This is a genomic window from Variovorax sp. TLI9-5A, assembly GCF_056867935.1.
This window is the reverse complement of sequence record NZ_CP200310.1, coordinates 6,701,359-6,719,069: the sequence shown is the minus strand read 5'-3', so window position 1 is coordinate 6,719,069 and position 17,711 is coordinate 6,701,359. Positions and strand designations below refer to the sequence as shown.

The 17,711-nt window shown below is 68.7% G+C and carries 17 protein-coding genes; 13 read left to right on the top strand and 4 right to left on the bottom strand.

Annotated features, from left to right (window positions below; all coding sequences use genetic code 11):
- Positions 1 to 11: 11 nt before the first annotated feature.
- Positions 12 to 752, bottom strand: coding sequence for an IclR family transcriptional regulator (locus AC1VNX_RS31950; RefSeq protein ID WP_483161530.1), 741 nt, complete (start codon positions 750 to 752; stop codon positions 12 to 14).
- A 119-nt stretch (positions 753 to 871) separates the two neighbouring features.
- Here AC1VNX_RS31950 and AC1VNX_RS31945 point away from each other — a divergent pair, with 119 nt between their 5' ends.
- The 6 genes from AC1VNX_RS31945 to AC1VNX_RS31920 all read left to right on the top strand — a co-directional run bounded on the left by AC1VNX_RS31945 (position 872) and on the right by AC1VNX_RS31920 (position 7,649).
- The gene (locus tag AC1VNX_RS31945) at positions 872 to 1,807 is read left to right on the top strand and encodes a hydroxymethylglutaryl-CoA lyase (protein WP_301503635.1); all 936 of its coding nucleotides are present in this window, start codon (positions 872 to 874) and stop codon (positions 1,805 to 1,807) included.
- Entirely contained in the window at positions 1,800 to 3,002 is a 1,203-nt protein-coding gene (locus AC1VNX_RS31940) for a CaiB/BaiF CoA transferase family protein (RefSeq protein ID WP_483161529.1), read from the top strand. The genes AC1VNX_RS31945 and AC1VNX_RS31940 overlap by 8 nt, the downstream gene beginning before the upstream one ends.
- 28 nt (positions 3,003 to 3,030) lie before the next feature.
- A complete protein-coding gene (locus tag AC1VNX_RS31935) occupies positions 3,031 to 3,987 on the top strand; it encodes a Bug family tripartite tricarboxylate transporter substrate binding protein (protein WP_483161528.1) in 957 nt (318 codons plus the stop codon).
- A gap of 37 nt (positions 3,988 to 4,024) precedes the next feature.
- Positions 4,025 to 4,951, top strand: a complete 927-nt coding sequence (locus AC1VNX_RS31930) for a LysR family transcriptional regulator (protein WP_483161527.1) — start codon at positions 4,025 to 4,027, stop codon at positions 4,949 to 4,951.
- Positions 4,952 to 5,146: 195 nt separating this feature from the next.
- Positions 5,147 to 5,599, top strand: coding sequence for a DUF2214 family protein (locus AC1VNX_RS31925; RefSeq protein ID WP_093203932.1), 453 nt, complete (start codon positions 5,147 to 5,149; stop codon positions 5,597 to 5,599).
- A gap of 7 nt (positions 5,600 to 5,606) precedes the next feature.
- Complete coding sequence (locus AC1VNX_RS31920) at positions 5,607 to 7,649, top strand: spermidine synthase (RefSeq protein ID WP_483161526.1); 2,043 nt, start codon at positions 5,607 to 5,609, stop codon at positions 7,647 to 7,649.
- 83 nt (positions 7,650 to 7,732) lie between these two features.
- Here AC1VNX_RS31920 and AC1VNX_RS31915 read toward each other — a convergent pair whose 3' ends face one another.
- Positions 7,733 to 8,077: a hypothetical protein gene (locus AC1VNX_RS31915; protein ID WP_483161525.1), complete on the bottom strand. Its 345-nt coding sequence runs from the start codon at positions 8,075 to 8,077 to the stop codon at positions 7,733 to 7,735.
- Positions 8,078 to 8,208: 131 nt separating this feature from the next.
- On the opposite strand from AC1VNX_RS31915, the gene argS reads away from it, so the two are divergent.
- The 7 genes from argS (at position 8,209) to AC1VNX_RS31880 (ending at position 16,368) form a co-directional block, all read left to right on the top strand.
- On the top strand, positions 8,209 to 9,894 hold the full coding sequence (argS, locus tag AC1VNX_RS31910) for an arginine--tRNA ligase (RefSeq protein ID WP_483161524.1): 1,686 nt from the start codon (positions 8,209 to 8,211) through the stop codon (positions 9,892 to 9,894).
- Positions 9,895 to 9,905: 11 nt separating this feature from the next.
- Positions 9,906 to 10,673 (top strand): SPOR domain-containing protein, encoded by a 768-nt coding sequence (locus AC1VNX_RS31905; RefSeq protein ID WP_483161523.1) that lies wholly within the window; start codon positions 9,906 to 9,908, stop codon positions 10,671 to 10,673.
- Positions 10,674 to 10,828: 155 nt separating this feature from the next.
- The gene (locus AC1VNX_RS31900) at positions 10,829 to 11,476 is read left to right on the top strand and encodes a thiol:disulfide interchange protein DsbA/DsbL (protein ID WP_369659843.1); all 648 of its coding nucleotides are present in this window, start codon (positions 10,829 to 10,831) and stop codon (positions 11,474 to 11,476) included.
- A gap of 153 nt (positions 11,477 to 11,629) precedes the next feature.
- Positions 11,630 to 12,346: a lipopolysaccharide transport periplasmic protein LptA gene (lptA, locus tag AC1VNX_RS31895; protein WP_483161522.1), complete on the top strand. Its 717-nt coding sequence runs from the start codon at positions 11,630 to 11,632 to the stop codon at positions 12,344 to 12,346.
- Positions 12,343 to 13,137 (top strand): LPS export ABC transporter ATP-binding protein, encoded by a 795-nt coding sequence (gene lptB / locus AC1VNX_RS31890; RefSeq protein WP_418124071.1) that lies wholly within the window; start codon positions 12,343 to 12,345, stop codon positions 13,135 to 13,137. The genes lptA and lptB overlap by 4 nt, the downstream gene beginning before the upstream one ends.
- 17 nt (positions 13,138 to 13,154) lie before the next feature.
- Positions 13,155 to 14,756, top strand: coding sequence for an RNA polymerase factor sigma-54 (rpoN, locus tag AC1VNX_RS31885; protein ID WP_483161521.1), 1,602 nt, complete (start codon positions 13,155 to 13,157; stop codon positions 14,754 to 14,756).
- Between the two features lie 10 nt (positions 14,757 to 14,766).
- A complete protein-coding gene (locus tag AC1VNX_RS31880) occupies positions 14,767 to 16,368 on the top strand; it encodes a phospholipase D family protein (RefSeq protein ID WP_483161520.1) in 1,602 nt (533 codons plus the stop codon).
- Between the two features lie 10 nt (positions 16,369 to 16,378).
- Here AC1VNX_RS31880 and AC1VNX_RS31875 read toward each other — a convergent pair whose 3' ends face one another.
- Complete coding sequence (locus AC1VNX_RS31875) at positions 16,379 to 17,026, bottom strand: LysE family translocator (RefSeq protein ID WP_483161519.1); 648 nt, start codon at positions 17,024 to 17,026, stop codon at positions 16,379 to 16,381.
- A gap of 16 nt (positions 17,027 to 17,042) precedes the next feature.
- A complete protein-coding gene (locus tag AC1VNX_RS31870; RefSeq protein ID WP_483161518.1) occupies positions 17,043 to 17,687 on the bottom strand; it encodes a YceI family protein in 645 nt (214 codons plus the stop codon).
- Positions 17,688 to 17,711 lie beyond the last annotated feature (24 nt).

Sequence of the window (17,711 nt, the reverse complement as noted above, 5' to 3'; positions counted from 1 at the left end):
CGGTCGCTTGCTCAGACCTGCCCGCTGAGCTCTTTCGCTGCCGCACGCACCGGCTCGATGTAGCCCTCGTCGTAGCGGTGCGTGGGCATGGTGAGCGTCACCGCGGCCGCGAGGCTGCCGTCGGCATGGAACACCGGCGCCGAGATGCCGGCCAGCTCGGCAGTGCGGTCGCCTACCAGCGCGCACCAGCCCTGCGCGCGGATGGTGTCGTAGAGCTTGCGTTCCTTCGCGCCGCGCGGCAGTTCGGCTTCGGGGCCGAAGGCGATCAGCACGCGCGCGCCCACGCCGCGGTCGTTGGGCAGGATGTCGCCGGCGCGCACGTGGTCGCGCACCACATGAGAAGAATCGACGCGGAACTGGCACAGCCGCACCCAGCTGTCCCCCTGCGGCTGCCGCACGTGGTACGCCGCGCTCTCGCCGGTGGTTGCGACCAGCGCGCGCAGCACCGGCAGCACGATGCGGTCGAGCGACTGCGAGGCCGCGTAGAGGCCGTGCAGCCGCGCGATCTCCATGCCCAGCGCGTAGCGGCCATCGTCCTGGCGGCGGATCAGCCGCGCATGCTCCAGCGAGGCCAGCAGCCGCAGCACGGTGCTCTTGTAGAGCTGCGTGCGCTCGGCGAACTGCGCGAGCGACAGCGCCTCGTCGCCCGGCTGGAAGGCCGAGAGCAGGCTCAGCGCGCGGTCGACCGCGGCGGCGCCGCCGGGGGCGGCATTGAGGTCGGAGACGGATTCGGTCTGGGCTTTGCGGGGCATGACGGGAAGGCGCAGGGAATGGCTCGGCTTGACAGTCGGGGCGGATCGACGGTCTAATTCTGTTTAACGGAATATAGTTCTGTAAGACAGAACGGTCAAGTACCAGGAGACAAAACCAGATGACAACCCCCGACGTCCTCATCAGCGAGGTCGGCCCGCGCGACGGCCTGCAGTCGGTCAAGGCCACCATGCCTACCGCCGACAAGCTGCGCTGGATTGATGCGCTCTACGCCGCCGGCGTGCGCGAGATCGAGGTCGCCTCCTTCGTGCCCGCGAAGCTGCTGCCGCAGATGGCCGATGCCGCCGAGGTGGTGCGCCACGCGATCACGCTGCCGGGCCTGGCGGTGATGGCGCTGGTGCCCAACCGCAAGGGCGCGCAGGCCGCGCTCGAGGCCGGCGCGCACAAGCTCACCATGCCGGTGTCGGCCAGCGTGGCGCATTCGCTGGCCAACGTGCGCAAGACGCCCACCGAAATGGTCGAGGAGGTGCGCGCCATTTCCGACCTGCGCCGCGAGATCGCGCCGCAGGCGAAGCTCGAAGCCGGCATCTCCACCGCCTTCGGCTGCACGCTGCAGGGCCTGGTGCCCGAGGACGACGTGATCCGCCTGGCCGCGCAGTGCATCGAAGCCGGCGCCGACGAATCGGGCCTGTCCGACACCGTGGGCTATGCCAACCCCGCGCAGGTGCGCCGCCTCTTCAAGCGCCTGCGCGCGGAGATCGGCAAGCATGCGGGCGCGGCCCACATGCACAACACGCGCGGCCTCGGCCTCGCCAACTGCCTCGCCGCGTGGGACGAGGGCGTGCGTACCTTCGACGCGTCGCTGGGCGGCCTCGGCGGCTGCCCCTACGCGCCGGGCGCCTCGGGCAACGCTGTCACCGAAGATCTGGTCTTCATGTTCGAGGCCATGGGCGTGCGCACCGGCATCGACATCCAGAAACTCATCGCGGCGCGTGCGCCGCTCATGGCCGGCCTGCCCGGCGAACCGGTGTACGGCATGACGCCCGAAGCCGGTCTGCCGAAAGGCTTTGTCCAGGAATCCATCGCTCATGTCTGAAGCCAATCCATCGTCGAATCCGTTGCCCTACGCGGGCGTGCGCGTCGTCGAGTTCACCCACATGGTCATGGGCCCGACCTGCGGCCTGCTGCTGGCCGACCTCGGCGCCGAGGTCATCAAGGTCGAGCCCATCGAGGGCGACAGCACGCGCCGCCTGCTCGGGTCGGGCTCGGGCTTCTTCCCGACCTTCAACCGCAACAAGAAGAGCATCGCGCTCGACCTCAAGAAGCCCGAGGGCGTGGAGGCCGCGCTGCGCCTCATCGCCACCGCCGACATCGTGAGCGAGAACTTCAAGCCCGGCACCATGAAGAAGCTGGGGCTCGACTACGACACGCTGGCCAAGCTCAACCCGCGCCTCATCTACGTGAGCCACAAGGGCTTCCTGCCCGGGCCCTACGACCACCGCACCGCGCTCGACGAGGTGGTGCAGATGATGGGCGGCCTCGCCTACATGACAGGCCGCTCTGGCGACCCGCTGCGCGCGGGCACCAGCGTGAACGACATCATGGGCGGCATGTTCGGCGCCATCGGCGCGATGGCCGCGCTGCGCCAGCGCGACATCACCGGCAAGGGCTGCGAGGTGCAGTCGGCGCTGTTCGAGAACAACGTGTTCCTGGTCGCGCAGCACATGATGCAGTTCGCGGCCACCGGCAAGGCGGCCGACCCGATGCCCAGCCGCATCTCGGCCTGGGCGGTGTACGACGTGTTCACCGTGAAGGACGGCGAGCAGATCTTCCTGGCGGCCGTGAGCGACAAGCAGTGGGCCATCTTCTGCAAGGCCTTCGGCCTCGACGAGATGCTGGCCGACCCGCGCCTGAAGACCAACAACGACCGCGTGCTGGCGCGCGAATGGATGATGCCCATCCTTCGCTCGCACCTCGCCCACCACAGCGCGGCCGAACTCGCCGCGGTGTTCGAGAAGAACGAGCTGCCCTTCGCGCCCATCACGAAGCCGCAGGCGCTGTTCGACGATCCGCACCTCAACGCCACCGGCGGCCTCGCGCCGGTGCGCATGAACGACGGCAGCATGGCGAAGGTGCCGCTCATGCCGTTCACGCTCGACGGCGAACGCCCGGGCATCCGCCTGCAGCCGCCGCGCACGGGCGAGCACAGCCGCGAGCTGCTGAAAGAAGTGGGCTACAGCGACGAGGAAATCGCCGCGCTCGAAACACAACACATCACCCTCGGAGACTGACCTCACGTTTTCCAATGCACGGCGCGCCTTGCTGGCGTGCGCCGCGGCCGCCGCATGGCTGAACGCCGCCCCCGCCTTCGCCGACACCGCCTGGCCCGACAAGCCGGTGCGGCTCATCGTTCCCTACACGCCCGGCGGCGCCACCGACATCGTGGCGCGGCTGGTCGCGCAGAAGCTGGCCGACGACACGAAGTGGACCTTCATCGTCGACAACCGGGCGGGCGGCAACGGCAACATCGGCATGGACGTGGTGGCCAAGGCCAGGCCCGACGGCTACACCATCGGCCTGGGCCAGACGGCCAACCTCGCGATCAACCCGACGCTGTTCCCCAAGATGCCGTACGACGCACTGAAGGACCTGGTGCCGGTGTCGGTGGTGGCCTCGCAGCCGGTGGTGCTGGTGGTGCGCGCCGACGCGCCCTTCAAGACGCTGGCCGACCTGGTCTCCGCCGCCAAGGCCAAGCCCGGCGAAATTCGCCAGGCGCTCGCGGGCACCGGCACGCTGGGCCACATGGCCGGCGAGGTGCTCGCCAAGCGCGCCGGCTTCAAGGTGCTCAACGTGCCGTACAAGGGCGCGGCGCCCGCCATCACCGACCTGCTCGGCGGCCAGACCGACTACATGTTCGCCACGCCGCAGGGCGCGCTGTCGATGGTGAAGGGTGGCCGGCTGCGCGCGCTGGCCGTCACCTCGGCCAAGCGCCTGCCGGTGATGCCCGACGTGCCCACCGTGGCTGAGAGCTACAAGGGCTTCGAGGCGGTGGACTGGAAGGCGCTGGTGGCGCCGGCCGGCACCAGCCCCGAGATCGTGAAGAAGCTCGGCGCCGCCGTCGAGAAGGCGCTGGCCAGGCCCGCCACCATCTCGCAGTTGCTGGCCGAGGGCAGCACGCCCGTGGGCGGCACGCCGGAGCAGGCGGCGCAGTACATCAAGGCCGAGCACGCGCGCTGGGGCGCGGCGGTGCGCGACGCGGGCGTGCGGCCCGAATAGGTGCCGCCCGGGTGGCGGGCGATATAGTTCCCGCCCCATGGACCGCCTGAAGCAACTCGAATCCTTCGTCTCGGTCGCGACCCGCGGCAGCCTCACGGCCGCCGCCAAGGCCGAGGGCGTGGCGCCCGCGATCATGGGGCGCCGGCTAGACGCGCTGGAAGAGCGCCTGGGCGTCAAGCTGCTGGTTCGCACCACGCGGCGCATCACCCTCACGCACGAAGGCAGCTCCTTCCTCGAAGACTGCCAGCGCCTGCTTGCCGAGTTCGCCAACGCCGAGGCCAGCGTGAGCGCCGGCGGCCTCAAGGCCAGCGGCCATCTGCGCGTGACGGCGCCGGCCGGCTTCGGCCGCCGCCACGTCGCGCCGCTGGTGCCGCGCTTCCATGCGCTGCACCCCGAGGTGACGATCTCGCTGAACCTCAGCGACCGCGTGGTCGACGTCACCGGCGAGAGCTTCGACTGCGCGGTGCGCGTGGGCGACCTGCCCGATTCGTCGCTGGTGAGCGTGCGGCTGGCCGACAACCGCCGCCGCTGCGTGGCCACGCCCGAGTTCGTGCGCCGCCACGGCAAGCCCAGGCACCCGGGCGAGCTCTCTCGCTTTGCCTGCCTCACGCTGTCGAGCGACGCCTCGCAGACGCGCGGCTGGGCCTTCCGCGTCGCCAACGAGGAGGGCAACCAGGAGCTGATCCACCTGCGCCCGAGCGGCCCGCTCGACTGTTCCGACGGCCAGGTGCTGCACGACTGGTGCCTCGCGGGCCATGGCATCGCGTGGCGCAGCACCTGGGAGGTCGAGGCCGAGATCGACGCCGGCCTGCTGGTGCCGCTGCTCGACGAGTTCGCCGCGCCGCCCAACGGCATCTACGCGGTGTTCGCGGGCGCCAAGCACATGCCGCTGCGGGTGCGACTGTGGCTTGATTTCCTCAAGGAGCAATACGGCAACCCGGATTTCTGGGGTGGGAGGGCCTGAGGCGCACCGGTGGCGTCACAATGCGTTTGCATTTGAAATTCCGTTGATACGCTCACCACGCCGACAGCGCTGAGGTCTTTCGCGAACACCGAGGAACCGGCTTTGCCGGGCCTCAGGTGTTGCCCCGGCAGGGGGTTGGCGAAGCGACACGAAGTGCGCGCAGCCTGGGGGCGAGCCATCCTGAAAGCTCCACCGATGACGCTAGAAGCCATCCTTGCGTACCTTCACCTGCTCGCCATCCTCACGATGGTCGTCTTCATCTCCAGCGAGGCCGCGCTGTGCCGCGTGCAGTGGCTCAACGCGGCAGTGGTCGAGCGGCTGGCCAAGGTCGACATGGTCTACGGCATCGCCGCCATCGCGGTGCTCGCCACCGGCATCGCGCGCACCTGGTGGGGCGTGAAGGGCACGGCCTGGTACTGGACCAACCCGCTGCTGCACGTGAAGCTGGGGCTGTTCATCATCGTGGGCGTGGTGTCGATCTTTCCGACGCTGACCTACTTCCGCTGGCGCAAGACGCTGCGCGCCACCGGCAAGCTGCCGGCCGAGGCCGAGATCCTCAAGACCCGCAAGCTGGTGATGATCCAGGCGCACCTGATCGCGCTGATCCCGCTGGTGGCGGTGTTCCTCGCGCGCGGCTTCGGCAAGTAGGCGCGGCATGGGGCGCGCCGGCATCCAGCTCCTGTTTGCCGGAACCATCTTCAGCAGCGCGTTCCTGCTGTTCCTTGTCCAGCCGCTGATCGCGAAGCAGATCCTTCCGTGGTTCGGCGGCTCGGCCGCCGTGTGGTCGATCTGCATGGTGTTCTTCCAGGTCGTGCTGCTCGCGGGCTACGCGTATTCCGACTGGGTCGCGCGCCACCTGCGCATGCGCGCGCAGGCCGTGCTGCACGTCGGGCTGCTGATCGCGAGCCTGGCCTTCCTGCCGATCGTGGTCGGCGCGCAATGGAAGCCGGTGGGCACCGAGGACCCGGCCTGGCGCATCCTCGGACTGCTGGCCGGAACCATCGGCCTGCCTTACTTCCTGCTCTCGACCACCGGGCCGCTGGTGCAGTCGTGGGTGGCGCGCACGCCCTGGGGCGCGCAGGTGTACCGGTATTTCTCGCTGTCGAACCTGGCCTCGCTGCTGTCGCTGTTGAGCTATCCGGTGCTGATCGAGCCGCGCAGCACGCTGCTGCAGCAGGCGCACGGGTGGTCGTGGGGCTATGGCGCGTTCGTTCTGCTTTGCGCGGGCACCACGCTGTACATGGCGCGCCGCTGGCCGGAAGACGTTCGGCTGCAATCCGCGCCGGCGCACACCGCCGCGCCGACGGAAGACAGGCCGCCGCGCGCGCTCGACTATTTCCTGTGGCTCGCGCTGCCGGCGCTGGCGTCGTGGCTGCTGCTGGCCGTGACCAATCACATCACGCAGAACGTCGCGGCCGTGCCTTTCCTGTGGGTGCTGCCGCTGTCGCTGTACCTGCTGACCTTCGTGCTGTGCTTCGAGAGCGACCGCTGGTACCGGCGCGGCGTGTTCCTGCCGCTGGCTGCCGTCGTGCTGCTGCTGTGCGCCTTCGGGCTGCAGCACTCCATCGGCGCCGACGTGCGCATCGCGCTGCCGCTGTACGTGTCGGGGCTCTTCGTGCTGTGCATGTTCCTGCACGGCGAAACCGCCAGGCTGCGGCCGGGGCCGCGCTATCTCACGCGCTTCTATCTGATGCTGTCGCTCGGCGGCGCGCTGGGCGGGGTGACGGTGGGGCTGGTCGCACCGCATGTGCTGGCGGCGTACTACGAGCTGGGGCTCGGCCTGATGCTGACCGCGCTGGCGGCGGCGGCCGTGCTGCGCCAGCGGGCCTGGCTGCGGGTGGGCTGCGTGGTGCTGGCCGCCTGCTGCACCTTCTTCCTGTTGCGGCAGATCGCCAGCGACAACCTGGGCGCGCGCAGCCTGCAGCGCAATTTCTACGGGGCGCTGCAGGTGTACGACATGAAGCGCGATCCGCCCTCCGACAGCACGCGCCAGCTGGCGCACGGTTCGGTCAAGCACGGCTCGCAGTTCATCGACCCGGCGCGCCGGCGCGAGCCGACCACCTACTACGGCCAGACCTCGGGCATCGGCCGCGCCATCGCCGCGGCGCCGGCCGGGCCGCGCCGCGTGGGCCTGATCGGGCTGGGGGCCGGCACGCTCGCGGTCTACGGACGCAGCGGCGACATCTACCGCTTCTACGAGATCAATCCGCAGGTGTTCGCGCTGGCGGACAAGGAATTCAGCTTCCTGCGCGACAGCGCCGCGCGCATCGAGCGTGTCTCGGGCGATGCCCGGCTGGCGCTGGAGCGCGAGCCGGTGCAGGGCTTCGACGTGCTCGCGGTCGATGCCTTCTCGGGGGATTCGGTGCCGGTGCACCTGCTCACGGTCGAGGCGATGGACGCGTACCTGCGCCACATGCGGCCCGATGGCGTGATCGCCTTCCACGTCACCAACCGCTTCCTGGCGTTGGCGCCCGTGATCGCCAGGGTGGCCGAGGCGCGGGGCCTGCACGCGGTGCTGGTGCACGACCTGGCGGAGCAGTCCGACTGGCTGCATCGCACCGACTGGGTGCTGGTCGCGCGCGATCCGCAGGCGCTGGCGCGCGAGCCGATACGCTCGGCCGCCGTGCCGATCGCAACCGAGCCGGGGCAGAAGCCCTGGACCGACGATTTCAACAACCTGCTGGGGGCGCTGAAGTAGCTGGAACGACGCGGACGAGGCCGGAAAGAAAAGGCCCGCGGTGCGGGCCTTTTTCACAATTGTGAGCTCAGCGCGGTGCCGTCTCAGGCCTTGGCTGCGTCAGCGGTGCACTTCTTGATGAAGCTGTTCTTGGCGGCGCCGGCGAGGGCCTTGCCGTTCTTGTCCACGGCCTTGGCCGCGCATGCGGGACCGGCGGCTGCCTTGGATTCCTTCTCGCACTTCTTGATGGAGCTGGCCTTCGCGGCACCGGCGAGGGCCTTGCCGTTCTTGTCCACGGCCTTGGATTCGCAGCTGCCGCCGGCGGCGGGGGCTGCGGCGGGGGCGGCAGCGGCGGGGGCTGCGGCCGGTGCGGGGGCCTTGTCTTGAGCCTGTGCTGCGCCGAAGGAAAGGCAGGCACCGAGTGCAAGCAGGGAAAGGAGCTTCTTCATGGTGATATGTCCTCGCTAGGTTGATTTGTGACAGGTTCCCCGCCTCGGGGCCGACCATCGTAACGGGCCAAGTCAATGATCGGATGACGATCGTCAACTGTGCCCGGGTTTGCCCCCGGTAAAATTTCCGGATGCTATTGGTCAAACAGGAGCTGCTCGCGGCGCTCGCGAACACGCTCGAATCCCTCTCGCCCGGCGCCGGCTCCAAAGCCGCGTTCGAGTCGCCCAAGGTGGCCGCGCACGGCGATTTCGCCTGCACGGCAGCGATGCAGCTCGCCAAGCCGCTGGGGCGCAAGCCCCGCGAACTGGGCGAGGAACTGAGCGCCGCGCTGCTCGCCACCCCCGCGTTCGCCCAGTGGGTCGACGCCATCGAGATCGCCGGGCCCGGCTTCCTCAACATCCGCCTGAAGACGGCCGCCAAGCAGCAGATCGTGCGCGAGGTGCTGTCGGCCGGGAATACTTTCGGCCAACAGCCCGCCACCGGCGAGAAGGTGCTGGTCGAGTTCGTCTCGGCCAACCCGACCGGCCCGCTGCACGTCGGCCACGGCCGCCAGGCGGCGCTGGGCGACGCCATCTGCAACCTGCGCGCCTCGCAGGGCGAGAGCGTGTGGCGCGAGTACTACTACAACGACGCCGGCGTGCAGATCCAGACCCTGGCCAACAGCACGCAGCTGCGCGCGCGCGGCTTCAAGCCCGGCGACGCCGAATGGCCCAGCGGCGAGAAGGCGCCTGCATACAACGGCGACTACATCGCCGACATCGCGGCCGACTTCAAGGCGAAGAAGACCGTCAAGTCGGAGGACCGCGAAGTCACCGCCAGCGGCGACATCGAGGACATCGACGCCATCCGCGAGTTCGCCGTGGCCTACCTGCGCCGCGAGCAGGACCTGGACCTGCAGGCCTTCCGCGTGCGCTTCGACCAGTACTACCTGGAGTCCAGCCTCTACACCAGCGGCCGCGTCGAGGACGCCGTGCGCAAGCTCGTGGCCGCCGGCAAGACCTACGAGCAGGACGGCGCGCTGTGGCTGAAGTCGACCGACTACGGCGACGACAAGGACCGCGTGATGAAGAAGCAGGACGGCACGTACACGTATTTCGTGCCCGACGTCGCCTATCACATCGCCAAGTGGGAGCGCGGCTTCCACAAGGTCATCAACATCCAGGGCACCGACCACCACGGCACCATCGCGCGCGTGCGCGCCGGCCTGCAGGCCGCGGGCGAAGGCATTCCCGAGGGCTATCCCGACTACGTGCTGCACACCATGGTGCGCGTGATGAAAGGCGGGGAAGAGGTCAAGATCAGCAAGCGCGCCGGCAGCTACGTCACGCTGCGCGACCTGATCGAGTGGACCAGCACCGACGCGGTGCGCTTCTTCCTGCTGAGCCGCAAGCCTGACACCGAATTCCTGTTTGACATCGATCTGGCGCTAGCTCAGAACAATGACAACCCGGTCTACTACGTGCAAATGGCGCACGCGCGTATCTGCAAGATGATTCGAGATTGGGGCGGCGACGTTGCCTCGCTGAGTTCCGTGGATCTGTCGTCGCTGGAAGCACCACAGGCTCAGACGCTGATGCTGCAACTGGCCAAGTACCCTGAGATGCTCACGGCCGCAGCCAAGGATTTTGCGCCGCACGACGTGACTTTCTATCTGCGTGAGCTCGCGGCGAATCTCCATAGTTACTACGACGCGGAGCGCGTGCTGGTCGACGATGAGACGTTGAAGAAGGCTCGTCTGGCTCTTGTCGCCGCCTGCGCGCAGGTGCTGCACAATGGCCTCGCGATTCTCGGCGTCAGTGCGCCGAGCAAGATGTGAACTCCCTCACCATGAAGAAGACAAGAAGTCAACGCGGCAACATCGTCATCGGCCTGATCATCGGGCTGGTGCTCGGCCTGGGCGTCGCGCTGGGTATCGCGGTCTACGTGACCAAGGTGCCGATCCCGTTCGTGACCAAGACACAGCGCGGCGGTGCCGAGCAGGACGAGGCCGAAGCCCGCAAGAACCGCGACTGGGACCCGAACGCGCCGCTGGCCGGCAAGGCCGGCGCTCCCAAGCCGGCGGCTCCCGCTGCCCCGACGGGCCCGGTCAACCCCATCACCGGCGAGCCCGCCACCGGCACCACTGCCGCGGCCCCGGCCACCGCTTCGCCCAACACCGCGCCGCCGGTGCCCGTGGTGGTGGCACCCAAGCCGCGCACCGCGCCGGTGCCGGCCGAGGCCAACGCCCTGCCGCCGTCGAACGATCCGCTGGGCGACCTGGCCCGCGCGCGCTCGGGCCAGGTTTCCGGCTCCGGCAGCACGACCACCGCGTCGGCCGCGCCGAGCAGCAGCAACGCCGGCAGCAGTTCGGGCCCCGATCCCTTCATGTATTTCGTGCAGGCCGGCGCCTTCCGCACCACCGAGGACGCCGAGGCGCAGCGCGCCAAGCTGTCGCTGATGGGCGTCGAGGCCAAGGTCACCGAGCGCGAGCAGGCGGGCCGTACCGTCTACCGCGTGCGCGCCGGCCCGTTCAACAAGAAGGACGACGCCGACCGCCTGAAGGAACGGCTGGACGGCGGCGGCATGGATTCGGCGCTCGTCCGCGTTCAGCGCTGATCCCATAGCCGGAATAGCCCTTAAGCCCCGCCGGGCGGCGTTTGCCGCCACCATTCGTCGCCTTTCATAGCTTCGGGCGCGCCGTTGAGCAGGGGAGTGGAACTCCCCGCCGCGCGCCGGCTCAGTCTGCCGTACCAACTGGAGAACCCTTTCAAATGAAACGTCGTGACTTTTCGCTGGCCGCCACTTCGCTCGGGCTGATGTCCCTGGGTGTCAATACGGCCCACGCCCAGGCGCGCGCGCCCAAGGCCGGCTCCGAGTACCTGGTGCTCGACAAGCGCGTGCCGGTCGACGCACCCGCCGGCAAGGTCGAGGTGGTCGAGTTCTTCTCTTACAACTGCCCGCACTGCAACGACTTCGAGCCGACGTTGGAAGCCTGGCTCAAGACCATCCCGAAGGAAGTCTCCTTCCGCCGCATTCCCGTTCCCTTCGTGGGCAACGACGTCGAGGCCAAGCAGCGCCTGTACTACGCGCTCGAAGCCATGGGCAAGGTCGACGAGTTCCAGCCCAAGGTGTTCAACGCGATCCACGCGCAGCGCCAGAACGTGAACGGCGACGCCAACATCATTGCCTGGGCCACCGCCAACGGCCTGGACGCCACCAAGTTCAAGGAAACCTTCACCTCGTTCGGCGTGGCCAGCAAGGCCAAGCGCGCCTCGCAGCTGACCGATGCCTACAAGGTGGCCGGCGTGCCCGCGATGGCCGTGGCCGGCCGCTGGTATGTGGACGGCGAGACGGCCGGCAACATGACCAAAGTACTTCAGGTAGTCAACTATCTGATCGGCGAGGCAAAGAAGGGCTGAAGCCCGAAAACCCGAGCCGTGCCGTGCCGTTGCGCGGTGTTTCTGGTAGAAAACCAGAAGGAAAGTCAAGCCCGCTTAGGCGGGCTTTTTCACCTGTGCGTGCGGGGCGGAAGCACTCAGCCGCATACAATGCCGAGCAAGTTTCGTGCCTCTATGACATTGCACTCTTACCCCACAACCCCCTTCCTGCGTCGCATGGGCCGCCTGGCCGCCGGCGCGCTGTTGCTGGCAGGCCTTGCCTCGGGAGCGGTGGCCGAAACCGCCGACCGCTCCAAGCCGATGAACATCGAATCCGACTCGATGCGCTACGACGACCTGAAGCAGACCAGCGTGTTCACCGGCAACGTTTTGGTGACAAAAGGCACGATCATCATCCGTGGCGCACGGCTGGACGTGCGCCAGGACGCCGAGGGCTACCAGTACGGCGTGGTCACGGCGGCGCCGGGCAAGCGGGCTTACTACAAGCAGAAGCGCAACGCGCCCGACGAGTGGATCGAGGGCGAGTCGGAAGTCATCGAGTACGACAGCCGCGCCGACAACGTCAAGTTCATCCGCAACGCCGTCATGCGCCGCCTCCTGGGCGCCACGCCGAACGACGAGAGCCAGGGCGCGCTGATCGTCTACGACCAGAGCAACGACACCTACACCGTCAACGGCTCCACCGTGCCGCCGAACACCGCCGTCAACGCCTCGTCGCCGGGCGGACGCGTCAGGACCATCCTCACCCCCAAGGCCGCCACCGCCCCGGCTGCCGGCGCCTCGGCCCCGGCCGGCGGCGCGAAGGCGCCCCCGCCGGCTCCCACCCCGGCGCCCGGCAAGGGCCTGCGCCAGAGCACAACGCTCAGTGACCAGGGAGACACGCGCAAGTGATCGAATCCGCAGGAACTCAGGACGCCAACGGCGCGCCGGGCAGCCGCCTGGTCGCGCGCGGCCTGAAGAAGAGCTATGGCAGCCGCACGGTCGTGAAGGACGTCTCGCTCGACGTGCAGAAGGGCGAAGTCGTCGGGCTGCTCGGCCCGAACGGCGCCGGCAAGACCACCTCGTTCTACATGATCGTGGGGCTGGTGCGCGCCGATGCCGGAGACATCACCATCGACGGCGAGCCCATCGCCCACATGCCGATCCACCGCCGCGCCCGCATGGGCCTGAGCTACCTGCCGCAGGAAGCCTCCATCTTCCGCAAGCTCACGGTCGAGGAAAACGTGCGCGCCGTGCTCGAGCTGCAGAGCGAGCCCGACGCGAACGGCAAGCTGGTGCCGCTGTCGAAGGAGCACATCGAGGAGCGCCTGACCGACCTGCTGGCCGACCTGCGCGTCGACCACCTGCGCGATTCGCCCGCGCTGGCGCTGTCGGGCGGCGAGCGCCGCCGCGTCGAGATCGCGCGCGCGCTGGCCACGCAGCCGCGCTTCATCCTGCTGGACGAGCCCTTCGCCGGCATCGACCCGATCGCCGTGATCGAGATCCAGCGCATCATCAGCTTCCTGAAGGAGCGCGGCATCGGCGTGCTCATCACCGACCACAACGTGCGTGAAACGCTGGGCATCTGCGATCACGCTTTCATCATCAGCGACGGGCACGTGCTGGCACAAGGCACACCCTCGGAGATCGTCGACAACGCCGAGGTACGCAGGGTGTACCTGGGCGAGCACTTCCGCATGTAAGGGCGGGAGCGGTTCCCATGAAGCAAGGGCTATCCCTTCGCGTCTCGCAGCATCTGGCGTTGACGCCACAGCTGCAGCAGTCGATCAGGCTGCTTCAACTCTCCACGCTCGAACTGAGCCAGGAGGTGGAGCAGATGCTCGACGAGAACCCGTTCCTCGAGCGCACGGCTGAAGAAGCGGCGCGCGAGGAATTCGGGCTCGACACGGCCGATGCCCCGGTGCCGCGCGACGACGGCGGCGATAGTGGTGACGGCGAGAGCGACTTCGCTTCGCCCGCTGCCGGCACGTCCACTGCTGCCACCGAAACCGGCACCACCACCACGGCCGACTCCGACGGCCCCGCCGCCGAGATCTCCGAGCGCGAGCCCGACTGGGAAGGCGACGGCACCGTCGAAATGGCGCCCGACGACAGCGAGTGGGGCAGCGACGCGCCCGCGCGCCAGAACAACGCCGGCGACGACGAGCGCGCGGACGCCACCGAGCTCGCGCGCAGCCAGGAGTCGCTGCAGTCCTTCCTGCACCGCCAGGCGCTGAGCCTGCGGCTCAACGAGAGCGACAGCGCCGCGCTGCGCTTTCTCATCGAATCGCTCAACGACGACGGCTACCTCGAAGACTCGCTGCCCGCGCTGGCCTCGGGCCTGGCCGGCGACGACAACGACGAGTTCGACGACCTCGTGCACCACTTCCAGGTGGCGCTCGGCCTGCTGCAGAGCCTGGAGCCCGCCGGCGTCGGCGCGCGCGACCTCGGCGAGTGCCTGAGCATCCAGCTGCGCGCCATGGCCAGCGACGACGAGACCGAGGAAGAAGCGCTGGTCCGCAAGACCGCCATCGCCATCTGCAAGCAGCCCATGGAGCTGCTCGCGCGCCGCGACTTCAAGCGCCTGGCCACGCTCACCCGCAGCAGCGAGGAGCTGGTGCGCTCGGCGCTGCAGGTCATCGCGCGGCTGGAGCCCAAGCCGGGCCGCAGCTTCGTCGACGTGGAACGCAACATCATCATTCCCGACGTCATCGTCACCAAGACCGGGCGCGGCACCAACGTGAAGTTCCGCGTCATGCTCAACCCCGAGGTCATGCCGCGCCTGCGCGTGCACGACATCTACGCCGGCGCGCTCAAGTCGCACAAGGGCGAGGGCAGCCAGGCGCTGTCGCAGCGGCTGCAGGAGGCGCGCTGGTTCATCAAGAACATCCAGCAGCGCTTCGACACCATCCTGCGCGTGAGCAACGCGATCGTCGAGCGGCAGAAGAGCTACTTCGTGCACGGCGAGCTCGCCATGCGCCCGCTGGTGCTGCGCGAGATCGCCGACGAGCTGGGCCTGCACGAATCCACCATCTCGCGCGTGACCACCGCCAAGTACATGGCCACGCCCTTCGGCACGGTCGAGCTCAAGTACTTCTTCGGCTCGGCACTGGGCACCGAGACCGGCGGCAACGCGTCGAGCACCGCAGTGCGCGCGCTGATCAAGCAGTTCGTCGGCTCGGAGAGCGTGAAGAAGCCGCTGTCGGACAGCCAGATCTCCGAGATGCTGAAGGAGCAGGGCATCGAGTGCGCGCGCCGCACCGTCGCCAAGTACCGCGAGGCGCTGCGCATCGCCCCCGCCAACCTGCGCAAGGCACTCTAGAAAGAAGCCGATGAGCCATGGCCTGATGTCGCGTTGTGGGCATTGGGTCTTCGCCATGGCGGCGGTGCTGCTGTTCGCCGGCTGCGCCAGCCTGCCCGACGAGGCCCCGCGCCCACCCACCAGGACCATCGCCGTCTCGGCCGACACCGCCCTCGGCAAGATCGCCCTGGCCTCGCAGCCCGACCCCGACCTCAGCGGCTTTCGCCTGATGCCCGGCGGCGATTTCGCGTTCGACACCCGCATCCAGCTCGCGCGCCGCGCGCAGCGCACGCTCGACGTGCAGTACTACCAGATCGAGAACGACGAGACCGGCCGCTACCTGCTGCGCACCCTGCGCGACGCTGCCCAGCGCGGCGTGCGCGTGCGGCTGCTGATGGACGATCTCTACACCTCCGGCGAGGACGAGCTGCTGCTGGGCCTGGCCGCCACGCCCAACGTGGAGCTGCGCCTGTTCAACCCCTTCCCGGCCGGGCGCGGCAGCCTGCTGAAGCGCTTCACCGCCTCGCTCCTCGACTTCAGCCGCGTCAACCGCCGCATGCACAACAAGCTGTTCATCGCCGACGGCGCGATGGCGGTGGCGGGTGGGCGCAACATCGGCAACCAGTACTTCAGGCGCACCTCGGGCGAGAACTTCATCGACCTCGACACCTTCGTCACCGGCGCGCTGGTTCCCCGGCTGGGCAGCCTGTTCGACCAGTACTGGAACAGCATCTACGTGCGGCCGATCCAGTCCGTGGTGGCCAGCGACCTGCCGCGCGAGGAGCTGCGCAGGCGCTTCGAGCTGGCCACCGGCCCCGACACAACGCCCCCGCCGCCGAAGCCCGCGCCCAACGACCTGCTCGGCTACAGCCCGATGGCGGAAGACCTTGACGCCGGCAAGCTCGGCCTGATCTGGACCACCGCCGAGGCCTACGCCGATTCGCCCGAGCGTGTGATCGGCAAGACCGCCTCCTACGGCGGCGTGCCGCTGCTGGACGTCGACAGCGTGCGCTACAACGTGGTCGAGCAGATGCGCCGCGCACGCTCGGAGGTGACCATCGTCTCGCCCTACCTGATCCCGGGCGCCTCGGGCTTGGAGGTGATGCGCGAGATCCGCGGCCGCAACGTGAAGATCAGCGTGGTCACCAACTCGCTGGCCGCCACCGACGAGCCGCTGGTGCACACCGCCTACCGCCGCTACCGGCCCGACATGCTCAAGCTCGGCGCCGACCTCTACGAGCTGAGCACCAAGCGCACGCGCAGCAGCGTGCGGCTGGGCCTTTTCGGCACTTCGGTGGGCCGGCTGCACGCCAAGTCGGCGGTGATCGACCAGCGCATTCTTTTCGTCGGCTCGATGAATTTCGACCCGCGCTCGGAAACGCACAACACCGAGATCGGCCTTTTCATCCGCAGCCCCGAGATGGCCCAGCAGGCGCTGAAGCTCATCGACGTGCTCAAGCAGCAGGGCGCCTACAGGCTGCGCTTTGCCGAGGGCAGCGACCAGTCGCGCATCGAATGGATCAGCGACGACGCCGGCAAGATCACCGTGCTGACCGAGGAGCCCGACTCCGGCTTCTGGGACCGGACCATGCTCGAGCTGCTGGCGCCGCTGACGCCAGAGAGCCTGCTCTAGCTTCGCAGCTTCAGGTGCCGCGAACGGCCGACCACACGAGCCGCAGCCCCAGCAGCCCCATCACGCCACCGGCGGCACGGTCGATCCAGACCTTGTAGCGCAGGTAGGCCGAGCGCGGCGCCGCCGAGGACAGCGCCAGCGCCACGATCGAATACCAGCCTGTCTCTATGCAGAAGATGACCGCCGGCACCGCCAGCGCGAGCACCAGCGGCACCTCGCGCGGAAGGAAGGCCGCGAAGATGCTCGCGTAGACCACGGCCGTCTTCGGGTTGCTGACCTGCGTGGCAAGGCCCAGCAGGAAGGTGCGCCTGCCCCGGCCTTGCAGACGTTGCGGTGAATCACCGGCCTCCTGCATCACGGCCAGCGGCTGCCGCGCGCCGCGCCAGATGCGCAAACCCAGGTACACCAGGTACGCGCCGCCCAGCCCCTTGATCGCCAGGTACAGCGCCGGCACCGCAAGGAATGCCGCCTGCAGCCCCGCCAGCGCGGCAATCGCGAAGACCAGCCCGCCGGCCCCCATGCCCAGCGCGGCCGCCAGGCCGTCGGCTCGCGAGGTCACGGCCGTGCGCGCCACCATGACGAAGCTCGGGCCCGGGCTCATCGCGCCGACGGTCATGGCGCCGGCGATGCCGAGCAGGGCGAGGGTGGTGTCGATCATGGTGTTGCCTTCGGTGTCACTGCACGTTGACCGCTTCGACCTGCACCAGCAGCCTCACCTTGTTCTCGAAGCCGAAGTTCAGGCCCCAGGTGATGCCCCAGTCGCTGCGCTCCACGGTGGTCTCGAAGTCGCCGCCGCACACCTGGCGGTTGATCAGCGGGCTCAGGTAGCAGTTGAAGCGCACGGCCTTCAGCGTCACGGGGCGGGTCTGGCCCATCAGCGTGAGCTTGCCGGGCACGTCGACCACCTTGTCGCCGGAGATGTCGATGCGGTCGGCCACGAAGCGGCCGGTCGGAAACTCGGCCACGTTGAAGAAGTCCTTGCTCTGCACGTGGCGGTTGAGCAGGTCGACGCCGGTGTTGATGGAGCTGATGTCCATCGTGATGTCGACCTTGCCGCTGGCGCCTGTGCCGTCGATCTGCACCGAGCCGTCCTTGGTGCTGAAGCGGCCGCGGTTGGTGGTCGTGCCGTAATGGCCCATCTCGTACATCACGAAGGTGTGGGTCGGGTCGATCACGTAGTTGGCGTTCCTGGCCGGCCCGCCCGCGGGCTTGGCGGCCACGGCCGGCGCGAATTCCGATGGCAGTTGCTGTTGCTGCGCCGAGGCGCTGCCGGTGAATGCGGCGGCCGACAGTGCCGCGGCGAGAAGAAGCTTTTTCATGGCGTTGGCTGCATGGAGCATGAA